Source organism: Rhodopirellula maiorica SM1 (assembly GCF_000346295.1).
Classification (GTDB): Bacteria; Planctomycetota; Planctomycetia; order Pirellulales; family Pirellulaceae; genus Novipirellula; species Novipirellula maiorica.
This window is the reverse complement of sequence record NZ_ANOG01000124.1, coordinates 17,172-35,859: the sequence shown is the minus strand read 5'-3', so window position 1 is coordinate 35,859 and position 18,688 is coordinate 17,172. Positions and strand designations below refer to the sequence as shown.

At 55.4% G+C, this 18,688-nt stretch carries 15 protein-coding genes; 2 read left to right on the top strand and 13 right to left on the bottom strand.

All coding sequences use genetic code 11. The features are described from left to right. The 12 genes from RMSM_RS03745 to RMSM_RS42310 form a co-directional block, all read right to left on the bottom strand. The coding region (locus RMSM_RS03745; RefSeq protein WP_008691762.1) for a cytochrome P450 family protein at nucleotides 1-651 on the bottom strand (651 nt) is incomplete at its 3' end. Continuing rightward, nucleotides 648-1,100: a thioredoxin family protein gene (locus RMSM_RS03740; RefSeq protein ID WP_008691760.1), complete on the bottom strand. Its 453-nt coding sequence runs from the start codon at nucleotides 1,098-1,100 to the stop codon at nucleotides 648-650. The genes RMSM_RS03745 and RMSM_RS03740, both read right to left, overlap by 4 nt. Nucleotides 1,101-1,196: 96 nt before the next feature. Further along, a complete protein-coding gene (locus RMSM_RS03735) occupies nucleotides 1,197-1,553 on the bottom strand; it encodes a heavy-metal-associated domain-containing protein (protein WP_236621996.1) in 357 nt (118 codons plus the stop codon). Nucleotides 1,554-2,016: 463 nt separating this feature from the next. Further along, entirely contained in the window at nucleotides 2,017-2,385 is a 369-nt protein-coding gene (locus RMSM_RS03730; protein WP_008691755.1) for a hypothetical protein, read from the bottom strand. A 33-nt stretch (nucleotides 2,386-2,418) separates the two neighbouring features. After that, nucleotides 2,419-5,655, bottom strand: coding sequence for an efflux RND transporter permease subunit (locus tag RMSM_RS03725; RefSeq protein WP_040763967.1), 3,237 nt, complete (start codon nucleotides 5,653-5,655; stop codon nucleotides 2,419-2,421). A 12-nt stretch (nucleotides 5,656-5,667) separates the two neighbouring features. Then, the gene (locus RMSM_RS03720) at nucleotides 5,668-7,359 is read right to left on the bottom strand and encodes an efflux RND transporter periplasmic adaptor subunit (protein ID WP_173405105.1); all 1,692 of its coding nucleotides are present in this window, start codon (nucleotides 7,357-7,359) and stop codon (nucleotides 5,668-5,670) included. Nucleotides 7,360-7,529: 170 nt separating this feature from the next. Beyond that, a complete protein-coding gene (locus tag RMSM_RS42320) occupies nucleotides 7,530-7,928 on the bottom strand; it encodes a hypothetical protein (RefSeq protein WP_236621994.1) in 399 nt (132 codons plus the stop codon). 217 nt (nucleotides 7,929-8,145) lie between these two features. Then, nucleotides 8,146-12,165, bottom strand: coding sequence for an efflux RND transporter permease subunit (locus RMSM_RS03710; protein WP_052031469.1), 4,020 nt, complete (start codon nucleotides 12,163-12,165; stop codon nucleotides 8,146-8,148). Between the two features lie 2 nt (nucleotides 12,166-12,167). Next, complete coding sequence (locus RMSM_RS03705) at nucleotides 12,168-12,521, bottom strand: four helix bundle protein (RefSeq protein WP_008691749.1); 354 nt, start codon at nucleotides 12,519-12,521, stop codon at nucleotides 12,168-12,170. 6 nt (nucleotides 12,522-12,527) lie between these two features. Beyond that, nucleotides 12,528-14,885 (bottom strand): heavy metal-binding domain-containing protein, encoded by a 2,358-nt coding sequence (locus tag RMSM_RS03700; RefSeq protein ID WP_008691747.1) that lies wholly within the window; start codon nucleotides 14,883-14,885, stop codon nucleotides 12,528-12,530. A gap of 9 nt (nucleotides 14,886-14,894) precedes the next feature. After that, on the bottom strand, nucleotides 14,895-15,341 hold the full coding sequence (locus RMSM_RS42315; RefSeq protein WP_008691745.1) for a hypothetical protein: 447 nt from the start codon (nucleotides 15,339-15,341) through the stop codon (nucleotides 14,895-14,897). Further along, on the bottom strand, nucleotides 15,341-15,796 hold the full coding sequence (locus tag RMSM_RS42310; RefSeq protein WP_008691743.1) for an anti-sigma factor family protein: 456 nt from the start codon (nucleotides 15,794-15,796) through the stop codon (nucleotides 15,341-15,343). The genes RMSM_RS42315 and RMSM_RS42310 overlap by 1 nt, the downstream gene beginning before the upstream one ends. A gap of 265 nt (nucleotides 15,797-16,061) precedes the next feature. Here RMSM_RS42310 and RMSM_RS03690 point away from each other — a divergent pair, with 265 nt between their 5' ends. Together RMSM_RS03690 and RMSM_RS03685 are read left to right on the top strand one after the other, a co-directional pair. Continuing rightward, on the top strand, nucleotides 16,062-16,469 hold the full coding sequence (locus RMSM_RS03690; RefSeq protein ID WP_008691741.1) for a hypothetical protein: 408 nt from the start codon (nucleotides 16,062-16,064) through the stop codon (nucleotides 16,467-16,469). A gap of 50 nt (nucleotides 16,470-16,519) precedes the next feature. Continuing rightward, nucleotides 16,520-17,413 (top strand): hypothetical protein, encoded by an 894-nt coding sequence (locus tag RMSM_RS03685; RefSeq protein WP_008691739.1) that lies wholly within the window; start codon nucleotides 16,520-16,522, stop codon nucleotides 17,411-17,413. A 32-nt stretch (nucleotides 17,414-17,445) separates the two neighbouring features. Here RMSM_RS03685 and RMSM_RS03680 read toward each other — a convergent pair whose 3' ends face one another. Further along, entirely contained in the window at nucleotides 17,446-18,654 is a 1,209-nt protein-coding gene (locus RMSM_RS03680) for an AlbA family DNA-binding domain-containing protein (RefSeq protein ID WP_040763964.1), read from the bottom strand. Nucleotides 18,655-18,688 lie beyond the last annotated feature (34 nt).

Here is an 18,688-nt window from a genome sequence, read left to right as displayed (position 1 = left end):
GGCGACGATGAACGCGGCGGTGTCCTCGGGCGGGTCGTAGGTTCCGCTGCGAATCTGTTTGACAATTCCACGCAACCAAGCTTCGTTGCGTTTGCGTGCGATCCTTGCCCACCAATGCTTTGGACCGATGCTGCCCGCAAAGTCGAAAAGGGCTGCCAGCTCGCTGGTCCGTCGGTCCACATCGGCCGGATCGAGCGGCACGCCCGCCCACTGACAAACCGCTTCGGTGAGAATCTCCTGAGCCTGCCGGAAAAGCACGACCTGATCCATACGTGACCACTGAAGCACACGACGCTCCCAAATGTCGCGGGCAAGTTGGGTGAGTCCGACAATTTTGTCTTCAGTCAGCAACGACATGAACATCATCTTGCGATGACGGTGAGCCTTGCCATCCATGCCCTGTACGCCTCCACGTCCGAACAGCGTCTTGGTGATTCGCGACGGAGCGACACCGACGCGGGAGAAACGCGAGGTATCGTAAAACACCTTGGCGGCTTCCTCGCCTCTCATGCAAACCACCTTTTGCAGCAACAACCGGGTTTCAAAAACGTCGGTGTTGAACTTCTCGCATCGTGACGAAACAAAACGGTACGGATCGCGTGCGAGCGCAAGTGTGCTATCAAGTTTCGTTTCTACAGGCAGCTTGCTCATCTTAGTTTCTCCACGGCTACATGATTTGTTAGCGCGTTCAATAGTTGCTCATGGGTTTTGCTTCCTACAAGCCTTTGCGTCTCGATTCCGTCGACGAAGATCAATAGTATCGGATACTTGTCGATGTCATACTTTTTTTGAATAAACGGGTTTTCTTCAATGTTCAATTCGGCCACCTTCACATCTCCGGACAACTCCAATGCAAGCCGCTGTATCGCCGGCTTCATCGCGATGCAAGGCTTGCACCACGGTGCCCACATATCGACCAGCACCGGAAGTTCGCTTTCCAGAACTTCGGCTTGAAACGAATCATCCGTCAACTGAATTGGACCCGCGTCGGTCGGCGACGGAATTTCGTCAGTTTGCGATAAGTCGCGATCACATCCGACAGCGAGCAATATGAGAGCGATCAAAGCGGTGGCGACGTGTTGAGTTTTGTGAAATGGCATAGGTGGTTGTTGGCTTCCGTCATTCGTTGGCCGACTGCCGTCGATGCGGAGAATATCTCCACATGCGCGGCGTATCAATCGCGAATCGGCAAGGGGCTATTGCTTCGGTTTGGACGTGAACGTTCCGCTCGGGCCTTCGAGCTTCACGGTTTCCTTGCCAGCTTTCTCGATCGCTTCCCACAATTGCAGGGGCGACAGCGTCGCGCTGCCCTTGGGGACGACGATCGCGGTGTTGGACTTGACGTCCGTCTTGACGCTGCCGACGCCCGGAACTTCGCTCAACTTGGCCGCCACCTTTTTTGCACAGCTCTCACAGGTTAGAACCTTCAAAGTGATGGTGGTTTTGGTCGTCGAAGCGCCGACCGCATCGGCGGCATTGGCAACGCGGCTTTGGGCCGTCATGCAAAGGGCAGCGGCGAACGTCAGGGCAAGGTAAAGGGAGGTACGGTACATTTTCAGATTCCTTTCAGGTAACAAACATTAACTTTCATCTGGTTGGTCCTTTCGGATGGGATCTAAGTGTCACATGGCTATTTCCTTTGGTTTGTAGGACGAAGTGGGTAAACGGGGATAAGGTCAGACTGAAAAACGTGGCTGAGGGCGAGCGACTCAACGGGCTGGTCAAATGCGCTACTGTTTTCCCCCCAGCCACTACGATCAAATGGCTATCGCCGTGGATGGGTCGAGGTTTCAACTTTCGCCAAGGGCACGGTTGAATCCTCACTTTTCTCTGTCGGGGAAACGTTCAAACAATCGCCATCGCAGCAGGCTTGCGAAATGCAAGCCGTCTGGAGGGGCACAGAACATCCACACATGCAGCCGGGCTGAACGAGCAGAAACGTAGCGAACGACATTTTCGTGACGCGTCGCAATCCCCGACTCCAGGCGTTTCTTTTTGGCGATTGCCTTGACATGCCTACTCTGTTGGTTGCGGTGGTTTGTGACCCGTCTTGGCTTCGTAAGTCGCTGCGAACTTGTCGAAACGCTTGGGGCTGCAAATGAAACACTGCGATTCGGGGCGGTCGTGTTCATCACACCAGTCGCCTTCCTCTTTGAACTTCGACACCAACGTTTTGTCACACAGGGCGCAATCGCCTTCGGGAACACCATGCTCGACGCACCACCAACCGCCGTGGCTGTGATCCACATTCGTTGCCGCCACCGGATCGGAACTACCGGGTTCAGTGACGACATCGCTCTTGCTGCAACCGGCAAACACCACGGCGGCAGCGGCCAATCCGGCCAGCGACAGTCCACGAAAATCTTTGATCCAATTCATCTTCACTATCAATCTCCTTCGGCTTGGCCGAATCAAGGGTTAGACCGTCAGCCGCTCGGGCAGCTTCTGGGACTCAAACGTTTCGTCGGAATCCGAAGGCTGCTCCGACTCTGGGTCGGTCGGGTCGTTGGGTTTGAGTTGATGACCATCATCATCTCCACCATCTCCGTCAAATTTTTCAACCGGCAGGTTGAAGACCACATAGAGCACTCGCAAAACAAGCAGGCTCATGATCATTGCGCTACACACGCCGCCGATCACAACCGTTGCCAACGGTCGCTGCACCTCGGCGCCCATGCCGGTACTGAACGCCATCGGCACGAAACCAAGGCTGGCGACGAGCGTCGTCATTAGGATCGGACGCAATCGCGTCATCGCGGCTTCTTCGACCGCTTCATCGAGTGAGCGACCACGCCGCCGGAGTTGCCGGATCGTTGAAACCAGCAACATGTCGTCCAGCACTGCAACGCCGGACAATGCGATGAATCCAACGGCAGCCGAAATGGAAAACGGCATGTCGCGAACCCATAGAGCCAACACTCCGCCGATCCAAGCGAAGGGAACGCCGGTGAACACTCGTAACGAGTCCACCCAGTTGCGATAGGTCGCGTAGAGCAATGACAGGATCATTAACAAGGCGATGGGAACAACGATCATCAACCGCAATTGGGCACGTTGCAAATTTTCAAACTGGCCACCCCACTCGACACGGTAGCGTCCCGGTGGCAGTTGAACCTTCTCATCAATCGTGCGTCGGGCTTCGGCGACAAAACTACCCAAGTCGCGTCCACGGACATTCGCTTCGATCGTGATTCGCCGTTGGTACCAATCTCGCTTGATTGTGTTCGGCCCCTCAACCTTCTCGATCGTGGCTAACCGAGACAAAGGGATGCGTTCACCCAAAGGCGTCGCCACTAAAATTTGACGGATCGCGTCTGGGTTAGCTCGCGCCTTTTCCGGTAGGCGAATGATCAGCGGGAAACGCAATTGCCCTTCGTACACTTCGCCGACATGATGACTGCCCAATGAACGAACAAGGTTCATGATCGTGCTGGCTGAAACGCCGTAGCGTGCGATCTCGTCTTGTTTGACGCGAATCTGCAAAACCGGCTGACCAGACACCTGTTCGACCTTAACGTCTTCGCTGCCGGGAATGGCATTGAGCGCCCGTTCGATCTCGCTCGCCTTCTCGACCATCAGATCGAGGTCATCGCCATAGAGGATTGCCGCGACATCCGACCGAACACCCGAAATCATTTCATTCATTCGCATCTCAATCGGCTGTGACATCGCCAATCGAGGTCCGGGCAGGTCTCGAAGTTCCTCCTGAACCTTGATGACCAATTCTTCCTGCGTCTCCGCCCTCGTCCATTGTTCGCGTGGATGCAGGGTCAAAAACAAATCGGTCAGTTCAGTTCCCATCGGATCGGTCGCAACTTCCGCCGTACCGATGCGGCTCCAGACCTGCGATACCTCATCAGGAAACTTATCCAGCAAAACCTGCTCCATTTGCGTGTTGTATCGCATGGATTCTTCCAGCGTTGTCCCCGCCAGACGCACAACGTTGATCGTGATCGCACCTTCAGAAAGTCGCGGTACGAACTCGCTGCCAAGGTTCGGTGCAACCAAACCAAACACGCTGACCAACAACAATAGTGCCGCACCGATCACAAAGGTCTTGTGGTGCATCGTGAACCGAAGAACCGGTGCATAAAGTCGCTTGAGCACGCGGATCAACAACGGCTCTTTCTCTTGGACGTTCTTCGGCAAGAACAGACTGGCCAAAACCGGCATCAGGGTGAGCGATAGGACCATCGAACCGGCCAAGGCCATGATGACGGTGATCGCCATAGGTCGAAACAGTTTGCCTTCGATCCCTTCGAGCGTCAGGATCGGCAGATAGACAATCATGATGATTAGCTCGCCAAACATCGTCGGCTTGCGAACCTCGATGGCCGCCTCGCGAATGATCTCCAGTCGACTTTTGCCGTCCCGGTTGTGTGCCAAATGCCGCACGCAGTTCTCGATCATCACGACGCTGCTATCGACGACCAACCCAAAGTCGATCGCACCCAGGCTCAGCAGACTGGCGGCGATGCCAAACTTCAACATTCCTGAAAATGCAAACAGCATCGACAATGGGATCGCTGCGGCGACGATCAAACCTGCTCGCAGATTCCCCAGAAAGACGAACAACACCGCAATCACCAACAGGCCGCCTTCAAAGAGATTTTTTTGAACGGTGTGAATCACGTGGTCGATCAATTCGGTGCGGTCGTAAACCGTTTGAATCCGAACGCCCGCTGGAAGGGTCTCCTGAATGCTGGCGATCTTTTCTTTGATGGACCAAGTCACGTCGTGACTGTTTTCGCCCATCAACATGAACCCTAGTCCCAATACCGCCTCGCCACGCCCGTTCGCCGTGACCGCCCCGCGTCGGATTTCGTGTCCGATTTCGACCTCCGCCACGTCACGAATGCGAACTGGCACGCCCTCTTTGGCGGTGATAACAACATCCTTGATTTCTTCCAGATTGACCGTTCGACCGACGCCGTGGACCAACAACATTTCGCTGCCGTCGGTAACCGTCCCACCACCTACATTCTCGTTGTTCGCTTCGATGGCTTCGCTAACTTGCTCGAACGTCAATCCATACTTCACCAACAAATCCGGTTGCAGTCGAACCTGATACTGTTTCTCGTAACCACCCCAACTATTGACCTCCGCAACGCCGCGAACCGAACGCAACTGGGGCTTCACCACCCAGTCGTGGATCGTACGCAATTCCGTCATCCGCTTGATGCGTTCTTGTTGTGCGACCTTGGAGAAATCAACACCTTCGTAAACCAGTACATAGTGAAAGACCTCGCCCAACCCTGTCGAAACCGGCCCCATTTGCGGTCGCTGAATCCCGTCGGGCAACTCGACGGTGGAAAGCCGTTCGTTGATCAGTTGTCGGGCGAAGTAGATGTCGATGCCATCGTCAAAGATCACGACGACTTGAGACAGGCCGAACTTTGAAATCGAACGCAACTCATGCAGGCCCGGCAACCCGCTGATCGCCTGCTCGACCGGAAACGTAATCTGACGCTCGATCTCTTCGGACGCGAGCGAAGGGGCGACCGTGTTGATTTGAATTTGAACCGGAGTCGTGTCCGGGAACGCGTCAATGTCCAGTTGCTGGAGCGAGAACACACCAACGCCAGCGAACAACAACGCGGTCAATATGACCAAGGCGCGGTGCTTGAGCGAGAAATCAATGAGGTAGTTAAGCATCCGTGCAATCCTTTATTCGGCGACGCAGTCGCAGCCTGCACCAAGATTGTTCTTGAGAAGTTGTGCCCGCAGCACGTCGCTGCCGTCGGTCGCGATCACTTCGCCCGGTAACACACCCGAAATGATCTCTGTCACATCGCCATTGACCGCTCCCAATCGAACCGAGCGGACATGGAAAACCTTGTAGCTGTCGGGACTGGCAAAGTAGTTCTTGTCGCGAACAAAGACGACTTGGCAACAACCTTCCCAGTGAGAGGAACCGGTTGGGATCACGATCGCGTCGGACTCTTTCCGCAGGATCACTTCGCCCATCCCAAAGGTCTCGTTGCGAAGGCGTCCGTCCGAGTTATCCAACACGGTTCGAACCTGCAACATCCGCGTCGTGTTGTCTGCCGAAGTGCTAATCCAGTCCAATGTTCCGGTGACGACTTCGCGGCTACCGTCGGCGCGAAACTCGACGGGCTGACCGATTGCCAACTGCTCGGAGCTTTCTAGCGGAATGTTCAACGTCAGCCACATTTGTCGAACGTCGGCGACCTGAAAGAGAATCCGCGTCGGATCAACGACTTCGCCCGCGGAAACACTCCGCTGAACCACGACACCTTGGATTGGCGATCGAATCGGCAGCAGGTTTGACGTGACGGTTCGACTGTTCAACTGCGCCCGAAGCTCGTCCGGAATTCCCAGCAATCGCAAGCGATCGAGCACCTGTTGTTCTAATAAGCCCTGCAACTCACCGACTTCGGCGGGCAGTCCCAAATTCCGCAGCGATTGCTCCGCCGCCAAGACGTCCGCCTGAGCTTTCGCCAATGCCGCTTTCGCATCCAGGATTCGCGAACCGGCAATCGCGGCACGTGCTGTATCCAACCGCGATACGTTTTGCTGTTGAAGTTTTTGTTCCGCCAGCGCCCGCAGTAAGGCCGTTTTGATCTCGCCAACTCCCGCCGCGTCAATCACCGCCAGAACTTCACCAACCTCCACCGGATCGCCCACGTTCTTCGTGACCTTCCAAACGCTTCCCGGCACCCGCGACGCCATGCTCGCCTGTCGCGTTGGATCGTAGATAATTTCTCCGTTACCAACGATCGACTCGGTGATCGGGGCACGCTCGACCAGTTCAACATCGACGCCAGCCTGTTGAACCGACTCGATCGAAGCGAACTGAATTCGTGACTGGTAGACCTCGCAAGCACTGTTGTTTTCTTTGCGAGGCGCAATCGCCAACGCACGAGCCGCACGTTCTAAATCTTCGACCGTAACAGTGGGGGTTTCTTTGAGTTGGGCAACATCGGGATGGTCGAGCGTGCAGTTGTGGACACCGTGGACGCTGCACCAACCGTAGTCAGGCCCCTTGGCCATCAACGTCGGATCGCACTCGACACAAATGGACTCCGGCACCGCATGTTCTTCACACCAATCATCGACAACCGGCTCGACATCACCGGTTAGTGCCGCGAATTTGGGAATCCGCCAATCGTTTTGATGCCCGTACCAAAACACAGCAGCGAACCCGGCCAAAACCAATGTCGGTCCGATACTGCCTAGCACCAACGAGATGCCGTGGCGAATGGGACCGCGAGGTTTCGATTCGGCGTCCTGATTGATTTCAGTTTCGGCGGCGGGAACCTTGTGTCCATTGACGGACGGCTCCACGGGTTCTTGCCGAGGACTTTTTCTCGGCGCATCGGCAAGCGGATGACTCATTGGAAAACCTTGCTGGCTAAAGACGGTTTAAACAGCGCACGCAACAACCGCGAGCGCATACAACGACCAGAATCGCCGCCAACCAGAAGCTAGAACCCAAGCGTGTAGATCCATAGCCGGAATTACAAACCGAGTTCGCCGGTCAGCAGACGAAAAGATTTAGTCGCGGCTTAGAGCAGCCAAGAAGAGTGCGCAACGCGCACCGAGCGACCCGTCAAAAGATCCAATGGACGAGGTTGATGCTCGAATCGAGCAACCAAGACCTCGGAGAGATCAAGCGTCTCCAATTTCAGCGGAGCGAGATCCAAGGCGAGCTGAAAATCAGCAATCGTTCGGTGGTTCAGCTCAGGCGTGACCTGGCACTCACATCCCGTTTCGCAAGGGCAAGGCGATTCCACCGGTGGAACGCTATCGTCATCGCAAGGCGAGTTCTGTTCACCAGAACAACCACAAGAATGATGCACCACTGCCACATCGCTCACAAAACGATCATCAGACACACCCAGGCAAAACACCGGGCACGCGACAACTCGCAATGCGATAAACGATAGTAAAAGCAGTCGAAACATCGTGTCAGTTGGTTCTTCTTAATAGGTAGGCCATCAAAGACATTGTAGGCTACAACTAGCCTTGCGACCAGTCCAGTTTATCGGCAAATGCTTGCCGCGATGTTCTGTCATTCTTGCATGGCCAGCCGCAAATCAAGCAATTCGCATACCAACACGCCCACTTGGGAGTCTGGAGTCTAATTAACCCAGCTTAACCCTCCTTCACTCCCATCTTTCCTCAAGCGTCCTTCGCAAAGCGTTCGTCTCGGATACCCAGCCGCAACTTCCACTCCATCGCACTGCAATACAAAACCGGCACGATGAACATCGTGATGATTGCGATGACCATCCCGCCGAAGCTGGGGATCGCCATCGGCACCATGATGTCGCTGCCTCGGCCGCTCGATGTCAGGATTGGAATCAATGCCAGGATTGTCGTCGCCGTGGTCATTAAGCACGGTCTAACGCGACGCAGACCCGCAGCCACAGTGGCTTCGCGAGCGTGCTGGGCGTTCTCGATGCGATCCTTGCGGAAGCTTTCGTCAAGGTACGACGCGATCACGACGCCGTCGTCGCTGGCGATTCCGAACAAGGCAAGGAAGCCGACCCAGACGGCAACGCTTAGGTTGATCGTTTTGACTTGGAACAGCTCACGCATGTTGGTGCCGAGTAAGTTGAAATCGAGGAACCATTCGGTGCCGTACAACCACAGCATGATGAAACCGCCCGCCCACGCGATCAGGATGCCACTGAAGACTAGCGATGTTGTGATGGCTGATTTGAATTGCAGGTACAGAATCAAGAAGATGATCCCGAGTGCGAGTGGCAACACGATTGCCAGTGTTTTTTGCGATCGGATTTGGTTTTCGTAGTTGCCTGCGAACGTGTAGGTGACTCCGGCTGGCAGCGTGAACTCGCCCGAGTCAATTTTCGATTGCAGGAACGCCTGCGCATCTTCGACAACGTCGACTTCCGCTTCGCCTGGCTTCTTGTCGAACAGCACGTATCCGAGCAAGAACGTGTCTTCGCTCTTGATGACTTGCGGTCCGCGGGTGTACCGAATATCGGCAAGCTGCCCGAGCGGGATTTGTGACCCCATTGGCGTCGGAACGAGAATCCGTTCGAGCGATTCGAGATCGTCGCGTAGCTCGCGAGCGTAACGTACCCGGACGGGAAAACGCTCGCGTCCTTCGACCGTCGTGGTGATTTGCCGGCCGCCGATTGCGACTTCGATCACGTCCTGCACGCTGCGAATATGCAGTCCGTATCGTTTGATTGCATCGCGGTCGATGTCGATCTCCAAGTACGGCTTGCCGACGATGCGGTCAGCGATGACGGCTGACGATTGGACCGTTGGAATTTGCTTCAACAGCGATTCCAATTCCAAGGCAACCCGCTCGATCGTTTCCAGGTCCGGGCCTTTCACCTTCATCCCCATCGGCGCACGCATGCCGCTTTGCAGCATCACGATCCGAGCCGCGATCGGTTGCAGTTTAGGAGCGGACGTCGTGCCTGGAATCTGAGCCGCCGTCGTGATGGCTTGCCAAATGTCGTCAGGCGTGCGAATTTTGTCGCGCCATTGTCGGAACGGACGACCGGCGGGATCAAGGATCAGCTCACTGTCGTCGTCGCGGACATACTCGTTTGCTTCCGTGTCATATCGGAAGTTCAGCCGGTGACCGTCTTCGTCGGTTTTGTATTCCGACTTGTAGGTGATGTAGGTTTCGATCATCGACACCGGTGCCGGATCAAGCGGCGTGTCGGCGCGACCGATCTTGCCGACGACCGATTCGACTTCGGGGATCGACACGAGCAATTGGTTCTGCAACTGTAACACGTCCATCGCTTCACCGATCGAAGCGTGCGGCATCGTGGTGGGCATGTAGAGGAACGAGCCTTCGTCGAGCGGCGGCATGAATTCTTTGCCCAGCCCCGGTAGCACTTTGGTTGCTGTTCTCCAAGGACCGGACTCACGAACAGTCGAATCAGAAACGCCAACCATCGAGAGTGTCTTGGGGACAAAACCGAAGACCTTGTCGAATCCCAACCAAGCCGATCCGCCGAACAGCAGGATCGCAGTTGGCAAGCAGAGAAACGCGAACTTGTGATTCAGGCACCAACGCAGGATCGGTTCGTACAGGAATCGTTGAAAGACAGTAAAGAAACCGAGGATGCCGCCAATCAATCCGCCAACGAACAGAAGATTCAGCAGCAAACCTTTCTGCGGCCCCAGCGGCAACCACTCCTGCGTCAGCAACACGCCGACGACTATCGCCGCGAGTGCACTGGCCGCGTACGGTCCGAAACGGTGGTAACGCTCAGGAATGCGTTCTTCCCATAACTTATAGGCCGACAACCCGATCAGGATCGCTCCGACCCACCATGACAACATCATTGAAGCGGCAATGCCGAGAATCAGCAGCGCAAACCACGCTCCACGACGCAAACTCTTCGATTCGATTCGTCCACCCATTAACACATGGGCAGCCGGAGGGATGATGGTCAACGCCACGATGACGGACGCAGCGAGTGCAAACGTCTTGGTGAACGCCAGCGGTCGAAACAGCTTTCCTTCCGCACCGATCATCGTGAACACTGGCAGAAAACTGACCACGGTCGTCGTGACGGCGGTCAGCACAGCACCGGCGACTTCGTGAGACGCTTTGAAGATCACCGTCAACTTGTCGTCTTCGGGCGCAGCTTCATCCAGGTATTTGAGAATGTTCTCGGTGAGAATAATCCCCATATCGACCATCGTCCCGATCGCAATCGCGATGCCGGACAACGCCACGATGTTTGCGTCCACGCCAAACGTCTTCATGGCGATGAAGCACATCAAAACGGCCAGCGGTAGTAGCGCACTAATAAGGAATGAGCTGCGTAGGTGGACGACCATCACCAGGATCACGATGATTGTCACGAGGATTTCTTCAAAGAGCGCTGTGTTCAGCGTGCCCAGCGTCTCATAAATCAAGCCCGTGCGATCGTAGAATGGCACGACCGCGACTTGACTGGTCGTGATCCACGTCGGCCACTGTTCTTGAGGCATGCCACGAAGATGCTTGACGAGTTGAGTGTTGAGAGTCGAGGGTTGAGAGAGTGAAGTGACGATGTCTTCGGAACTCTCAACTCTCAACCCTAAACTCTCAACCCACTGATCAACTTCATCGGCCGACGTCTTTGTGTAATCGACAAGCACCTTCGTCGGCAGGCCCGGCGAAACTTCCTTGATACGCTGTTTGATGTTCTTGATCGCTGCCAGCGGGTTGTATCCGTAGCGTACAACCGCGACTCCGCCGACGGCTTCGGCACCGGCCTTGTCGAGCGCACCACGCCGTAACGCCGGTCCAAGCGACACGTTGGCTACGTCGGCCACCGTGATCGGCACGTTGTCCGTCACTTTTACGACCGTCTTCTCGATGTCTTCGATATCCTCGATGAAGCCGAGACCGCGGATGACGTATTCCGCCTTGTTCAGTTCGATCGTCCGAGCACCTACATCAACGTTCGTCATGCGAATCGACTCAAACACTCTGGCCAACGTCACTCCAGCGGCCCGCATCGCATCGGGATCAACGTCGACTTGGTACTCCTGAACAAAGCCGCCGATCGACGCGACTTCGCTGATCCCTTCCGCTGAAGTCAAAGAGTAGCGAACGTAGTAGTCCTGGATCGTTCGCAGCTCTCGCAAGTCCCAACCACCCGTCGGGTTGCCGTCGGGATCACGGCCTTCGAGCGTGTAGAGATAAATCTGCCCCAATGCTGTCGCGTCCGGCCCGAGTGTCGGCTGCACGCCATCTGGCAAGGTACCAGCCGGCAAGCTGTTCAGCTTTTCCAGCACTCGCGTTCGCGACCAATAGAAGTCCGCGTCTTCGCCGAAGATGATGTAGATCGACGAGAACCCGAACATCGAATAGCTGCGGATCGTCTTGACTTCGGGAATGCCCAACAGCGCAACCGTCAGCGGATAACCAATCTGGTCCTCGACGTCCTGTGGGCTGCGTCCCATCCACTGCGTGAACACGATTTGTTGGTTCTCGCCAATGTCGGGAATCGCGTCGACGGGAACGGGATTGCGAGGCAATGCGCCGGTGTCCCAGTCGAACGGCGCGACCATGACGCCCCAACCCAGCGTCGCAATGACCAGCAACAAGACAACGAGCTTGTTGGTCAGGCAGAACCAGATCAGTCGGCCGAGCAGACTCCGCTTCGCTTCGTCTAGTTGAGAGTCGGGAGTCAAGAGTTGAGAGTTGGACATACTTATGTACCCAAGCTTCGCTTGAGTCCGCTAAGCATTCGTGCGATCTCTTCGCAGTCTTGGTACACCTTGCGTGCTTGCTCCTTGGGAATGAACTCTTGCCGTTGAGCAATGTGAAGTTGCGAAACAACCTCCATTACTGAGCCGTAGGCGATCTGAAGAAATCGGGCGAAGTCTTTCTTGGATTCACGACCACTGCCCTCGGCGATATTCGATGAGATTGACACAGCAGCTCGTCGCATTTGATTTGCCAAACCAAACTTCTCGTAGTCGGGAAAGTCACGAGTCAAACAATAGACTTCGTCGGCCAAATCAACTGACTTTTGCCAAACATCGAGCTTTTCAAAACCAAACATGGACGTCTATTCGCTCCCCTTGCTCTTAACTCTCGACCCTAAACTTTCAACTCGATCCGCACACTTCAGCATCGACGGGCCGTAGTACGGATTGCGAACCGCATCGTCGGACTGAATCCAGGATGCACCACGTCCCTCAAACGCCATCGGGCAATGCAGTTCGTAAAGAGCCGCGTCGGTGGGAAGACCGAACATCCGCTCGAGGCTCAGCATCTGCTCAGACAGCAACGCGAATCCGCTCCGCAAGGCGGCGAGGTCGTTTGCTTTCTGCAATCTTGCGACGATCTCGGACAAGTCGCGTTTCTCTTTGTTCCACATTTCGACCGCTTTGGACTCAGAGACGATGGGCAGCAATGAAGCCAATCGCTGATGCAACGGCTCGACGGCTTGCTTCGCAGCCTCCAAATCGTCGGCCGCGAGCGCCTTACCAAGTCCCAAATAAGGACCGACAAAGCCGTTCAATTGCTGGGTCACTTCTGGCGGAGCATCCATGTTCGCCATCGGTGGCATCTGCATTTCATCGTGAGACATCGGCAACGGGAATTGCGCCTTCATTTGATCGACGTGTTGGCGAGTCAACGCGAACACCCGATCGGCGTCACGCATGGAATTGGTCTCACGGCCTTCGGTGACGTCATTGCGAAGCAACATCGCAATCTCGAACCACTGCGGTCGCATGTCGGGGCCGATCAAGTCTGCCGGCACCGCCTCGACCGCTTTACCCAGTTCGTCGTAGCCGGCACGAATCTCTGCGAGGTTCGCCGCTTCGACCTTTTCTTGAATCGTTTTGAATTGCTCAACAATGCCTTGCATGGCATCACGTACTGCTGGCACCAACTCCATCGGACTCACGTTCATCGTGACACCTTCGTCTGCCTTTGGCATTTCCATACCGCCGTGGTTGTGTCCACCGCCGCCGCCACCTTGAGGTGTCATCATCGAGGGCTTCGCAGAAATCTGCAGCGCACTGTCGAGTTTGAAGTTTCCGTTGGTCACAACGAGGTCGCCTTCGTTGAGACCGGACTTCACCAGATAGAAGTCACCTGCTCGCGGACCAATAACAATCTCGCGACCTTCATAAGTCGGCTTGTCTGCGTCCGGAATCTGAACGTAGACGATCGCTCGTGTGCCGGTCAGCAACACGGCTGATGTCGGTACGATCAACGGCTTCGCAGCATTGGTCGGTTCCGCAGTGACATAGCCCAATGACTCGGCCCGCACCAATGGCATCCCGCAAATGTCGCAGTCGCCCGGTTGATCTTTCACGATCTCAGGATGCATCGGGCTGATCCACTTTCCAGCCAACGACGCATCAAGCACTCGACCTCCCGCCGCGACGTTGCTCTTCACGATCGCCCGCACGAACATCTCCGGCTTCAGTCGGCCGTCATCGTTGCTGACGTTCACGCGAACCTTCACCGTTCGCGTATCTTCGTTCAACACCGGGTCGATGAACGCGATGCGACCGTGAAAAACCTCGCCCGGATAAGCTTCCGTCGAGAACTCGACGTCTTGCCCGTACCGCAACCAAGCTAGGTCCGATTCGTAAGCATCCATCTGAACCCACAAGTGGTTCAAGTCGGCGACGGTGTAGATGCGGTCGCCGGTCTGTACGCGATCACCTTCTTGTTTCAACTTGCCGACGACCACGCCGCCAACCGGCGAATAGATCGTTACGGTTTCGGATGACTTACCACGTTGCTCGATCGTTTGAATTTGTTCTGGCGTCAGTCCCAGCAACCGCAACTTCTCGCGAGCGGATTCGGCAAGATCGAGTGGTTCGATGAAACGCGATGAGCTTTGCGGCCGGTCCCGCCGAGTGGCGGCAAGCAACTCTTCCTGCGCGGTGTAGAGTGCCTCGCTGTAAATTTGCACCATGTGGTCGCCCTTGTTGACTTCGACGCCCGTATAGTCAACGAACATGCGTTCGAGCCTGCCGGGAACCCAAGCCGTGATGTGGGCAAGTCGTGTTTCGTCGTACTCGATCTTGCCCACCATCCGAACATCGGCCGTCACGTATTGCCGACGGACGGGGCTGACCTGAACGTTCATTAAACTCTTGATCTCAGAGCTGATCGAAACGGTGCGAACACCGTCGGCCGATTCCTTGACCGGCACCAAGTCCATCCCGCAGATGGGACAACTGCCCGGACCATCGCGACGGATTTGCGGATGCATCGAACAAGTCCAAATCGACGGTTTACTTTGCATTGCCTCCGAATTCGACGTACCGGAACTCGAGGACACTTTCGGCTCATCCGAGCCGCCGCCAAACCACGAAGCGACGAAGACACCGAGCAGCAAAAACGCCAACGCTTGTGCAATCCAAAGTTTCCCGCGATGTTGTTTGAAGAATTCGTTCATGAGTTCGCTTTAGGATTTGTCTAACCAGGTCACCAGCTTCGCCACTTCATCTTGGTCGCGAACGCCGACGGCGGTGACGCTTCGAGTACCTTGCTTCCAAGTTGCCGCGATGCTGGAATCGAGATCAACGAGGCAGCAATCTTTGTCGCCGCACGTTGCCATGCTCTGGCGGCGATCGCCAAACCAAGCTGTCTCTTCGTCGTCGTGTTCAAATAGAACCAGCGTCGAACCGTCACTCCGTTTGCAAACCGCCTTCACGCACGTGCAACAAGGCATTTTCAAGACGCTGGTTGATGCCAACGAATAGCCCTCGGGCAATCCACTCGAAACGATCGGGCGATAGCCGACCAACTTTACTGCTCCGTCCGCGTCGACTTTTTCACCGTCGTACTTGGTAAGCAGCATCTGTTCCGCTGCGTCTGGGTCGTTGGGCAACTTCTGTAAATAGTCATCCATCACCCAGCGAACTCGACCATGTGGTCGGCAGACATCGCTTCTTCGCCATCGTGCGAATGCATCGCCATGCCGCCAGCAGTTTTGTTCACGCTACCCTGATCGCCGCCGTACCAAAGTCCAAAACCGAGCAACAACAGAATCGACGCGGCCATCGAAACGAGCCCTGCGCCGTACGGCGACTCGCGAATCCAAACGCTAAACCGTCGCGACAGTGTCACCGGCTCAACGGTCGTCGGAAGTTCACGTTCAATCCGCTGCCACAGATCAGACGGCTTTGCTGGGATGGGCGTTTGAGCGAAATCCGACCCGAGTGACGTGAACGAACTCAGCTCTGCCGCACACGATTCGCATGACTCAACGTGTTTCGCCACCGTTGCCGCTTGTCCAGCCGCAAGCTCACCGTCGTGATAAGCCGACAGGTATGGCTGCACCGTTTTGCAATCGTTGGTTGACATAACCCACTCATTCTCTGGGAGACGCTTCTGCTGATGTGTTTTTGATGCCCGAAGTACGCGTTTCTTCACGCATTTTCAATGAATTAGAAGAATTCTTTCCGCATCGCGTGAAGAAAGCGACCGCCCAAGTATCTGAAGAGAGCGGGGGAGTCGGGAGAAGGGGAGTAAGCAAGCGTCGAGATGGCAGAATTGCCAAAAAGTTCACTCCCCCTCTCCCCCTCTCCGTGTCTCCCAACTCCCAACTCCCAACTCCCAGGCAAAAAAAATGAAACTGTTCCCACTATTACTTGGCGGGCTGCTCGTTCTCGGCATTTACGGCTGCAACTCGCCCGAATCCGATCCTGTGACGCCACCCGCGACTCCCGCCAGCGACACGGAAGAGGACCACGCAGACCATGACCATGGCGACCACGCCGATCACGATCACGGCGACCACGCCACCGCCGATTCACCGATGGCTAAGATGATGCCCGGTTTGAAAGAGCTTTCGCCGGAAGATTACAAGTCGGCCATGGCCCAACACATGTGTCCCGTCAGCGGCGAGATGCTCGGAACGATGGGAGCCCCTGAAAAGGTCGATGTGAACGGCAAGTCAGTGTGGATTTGCTGCGACGGCTGCAAAGACAAACTGCTCGCCGACCCCGAGAAGTACCTCGCCAAGTTGAATCAGTAGCCCCACGTTCATCACCCTGCACCATCACTTTTTTTCAAAGACACATATCGATGAAACTTCGCATTCTCACTGCAATTGTCGCGGCCACACTGTTCGCGTCGCCCCAACTCGCGACCGCACAGGACGTCCACTCCGAACACGACCACGCCGAACACAACCACGCTGGCCACAGCCACGCGACTGCGGCAACTGGCCCACACGGTGGCGCTATGCAAACTGTTGGCGACCGTCGCGTTGAAACCGTGATCGCCGACAAAGGCATCATGTTCATGATTCTTGGCAAGAACGATCAACCCATCGCCACACCCGACGCGACCGGTACACTGAAACTTCGAGTCGGCGACAGCGAGAAGGAATACACCTACCAACTCAAAACGCTCAAGAATCTCGCGATTGGAGTCGGCGTCGACCTTTCCAAAGTCGTCGACCAACCGTTGCACATGAACGTCGAGATCACCAACATCGGAAGCCAGCCTCTGGTATTCCACGTGATGGGCAAGCTCGCCAGCGGTAAGCTCTCCGACGAACTACTCATAAGCCTGCAAGCCACGTGCCCCGTCAGCGGCCAACCGCTCGGCAGCATGGGCAAGCCACCCAAGATCACAATCGGTGACAAGTCACTTTTCGTCTGCTGTGCGGGCTGCACGAAGAAAGTCGAGGCCTCACCCGACCAGTACCTCACCAAGTACTACACCGCCAAAGGCGAACAAGTCCGCGAGGGCGTTTTCAAATCGACGCTTGCCGATGCTGCCGCAATCGCCGCACAGAAAACCTGTCCCGTCATGGACGAACCGCTGGGCGGCATGGGCGTCCCAGGCAAGGTCAATGTCAACGGAAAAGCCGTCTACATCTGCTGCCCCGGCTGTGCGAAAAAGCTAGTCGCCGAACCAGACAAGTACCTCGCCACTCTAAAAGCCAAAGGCATCACTCCACCAGCGTTTTGATGTTGAACGCCCGAGACCGGATCACCGAAAACTTAAGAGGGCCACTCGCCTTCTTGTGTAAAGTCCATGCATTGCTTTATGCCGAACGCCTGCCACATTTCATCAAATAGTGGGCGAAGTATGTTGGCGAGAAGCGAACGGTCATCGGGGATCGGCTCGTCAATCAGCTGTTCGGAGAATGTGATTTGGTTCGTTTTGATTGTGACCGTGTCGATGAAATGTCGGAACCGTTCCGGTAGGTAAATTTGACAAGGTGCGATATTCAAGAGCGATACGAAGATGACATAGGGCGGATCGACGTCGAGATGATGGTAGAGATTCCGCAACTTTATGAGCGTGGTTAGCAGGTCGTTGCATAGGTGTGTAGCGGAAAAATCACTCGACTCGCCGCTGTTCTTAACGTGTACGGATGATGAAACAAATTCAACGGCACCGTTTCGGAACAATTGTCCATAGATTCGTGCTCGATCAGCTTCGCTGGTCGCTGTGTACTTCGCGTAACCGTCTAAGTTAATTCGCTCCAGTCCGTCCCTTCCAAACGGAGCGAAGTTCAGCGATTGGGGGTGCTCGATGTCGCGCGGATCAATTTTGTGCGAACCGAGCATCGCTGAAATTGGGACGAAATGAACTGCAGCGATCGGGCCGTCGATCAATGAAATCGAGGCAGCGTCGTCAAGCAGTTTCGTCAGCCGGTCAAGAACGAAAGCTCGAAGCATCTCCGGTAGTTTTGCCGACTGGACGAATGCCGTTCGGATCTCGCCGACATCGAGTTGGTGCTTTCCAGCGCTCGTCCGTCCGTAAAATCGTGAACTTCCTTTGAAAGTCACCATGTGTGGTTTCTGAAAGCTATCTGGGATGCGGACGAGTATCGCTGGGCCTTCATCACCGCCCTCGATCTCGACAACGTCTAGACCGACGATTCTGGGTGCGACGCCGTGAAGCACCATCTCCTTTAGTCGCAGCGTTTCGGTGTCTGTCGAAATCCCCTTTAGCCCGGTGAATTCTAACGCTGCGCCAGTGGTCTTACCATCTGCATCACGTTCACCCCTCATCCCGTACACTATATCGCCTCCTGATGTGTTGGCGAATGATGTGATGTCGGCTAGAAACTCTTTGCGATCAGAGTCCCCGCGTCCTGGCAATGATTCTTTAAACTCGAGCGTCCGCCCCTCTTTCATCCCTTCGGAAACGATTGTTCGCAGATCGTCATCGGTAATTGCGTGAATGCGTTTCGGAATCATTGTTCTTTTGTTCCTAAATTTAACCCTTCTGGGC

Bases quoted from the DNA above. Each gene is read 5' to 3' on its own strand.
- RMSM_RS03705 (WP_008691749.1), bottom strand. From the start codon at position 12,521: ATGTTTGGTTTTGAAAAGCTCGATGTTTGGCAAAAGTCAGTTGATTTG.
- RMSM_RS42310 (WP_008691743.1), bottom strand. From the start codon at position 15,796: ATGTCAACCAACGATTGCAAAACGGTGCAGCCATACCTGTCGGCTTAT.
- RMSM_RS03680 (WP_040763964.1), bottom strand. From the start codon at position 18,654: ATGATTCCGAAACGCATTCACGCAATTACCGATGACGATCTGCGAACA.
- RMSM_RS03740 (WP_008691760.1), bottom strand. From the start codon at position 1,100: ATGCCATTTCACAAAACTCAACACGTCGCCACCGCTTTGATCGCTCTC.
- RMSM_RS03690 (WP_008691741.1), top strand. From the start codon at position 16,062: ATGAAACTGTTCCCACTATTACTTGGCGGGCTGCTCGTTCTCGGCATT.
- RMSM_RS03735 (WP_236621996.1), bottom strand. From the start codon at position 1,553: ATGTACCGTACCTCCCTTTACCTTGCCCTGACGTTCGCCGCTGCCCTT.
- RMSM_RS03685 (WP_008691739.1), top strand. From the start codon at position 16,520: ATGAAACTTCGCATTCTCACTGCAATTGTCGCGGCCACACTGTTCGCG.
- RMSM_RS03700 (WP_008691747.1), bottom strand. From the start codon at position 14,885: ATGAACGAATTCTTCAAACAACATCGCGGGAAACTTTGGATTGCACAA.
- RMSM_RS03710 (WP_052031469.1), bottom strand. From the start codon at position 12,165: ATGTCCAACTCTCAACTCTTGACTCCCGACTCTCAACTAGACGAAGCG.
- RMSM_RS42315 (WP_008691745.1), bottom strand. From the start codon at position 15,341: ATGGATGACTATTTACAGAAGTTGCCCAACGACCCAGACGCAGCGGAA.
- RMSM_RS03720 (WP_173405105.1), bottom strand. From the start codon at position 7,359: ATGAGTCATCCGCTTGCCGATGCGCCGAGAAAAAGTCCTCGGCAAGAA.
- RMSM_RS42320 (WP_236621994.1), bottom strand. From the start codon at position 7,928: ATGTTTCGACTGCTTTTACTATCGTTTATCGCATTGCGAGTTGTCGCG.
- RMSM_RS03725 (WP_040763967.1), bottom strand. From the start codon at position 5,655: ATGCTTAACTACCTCATTGATTTCTCGCTCAAGCACCGCGCCTTGGTC.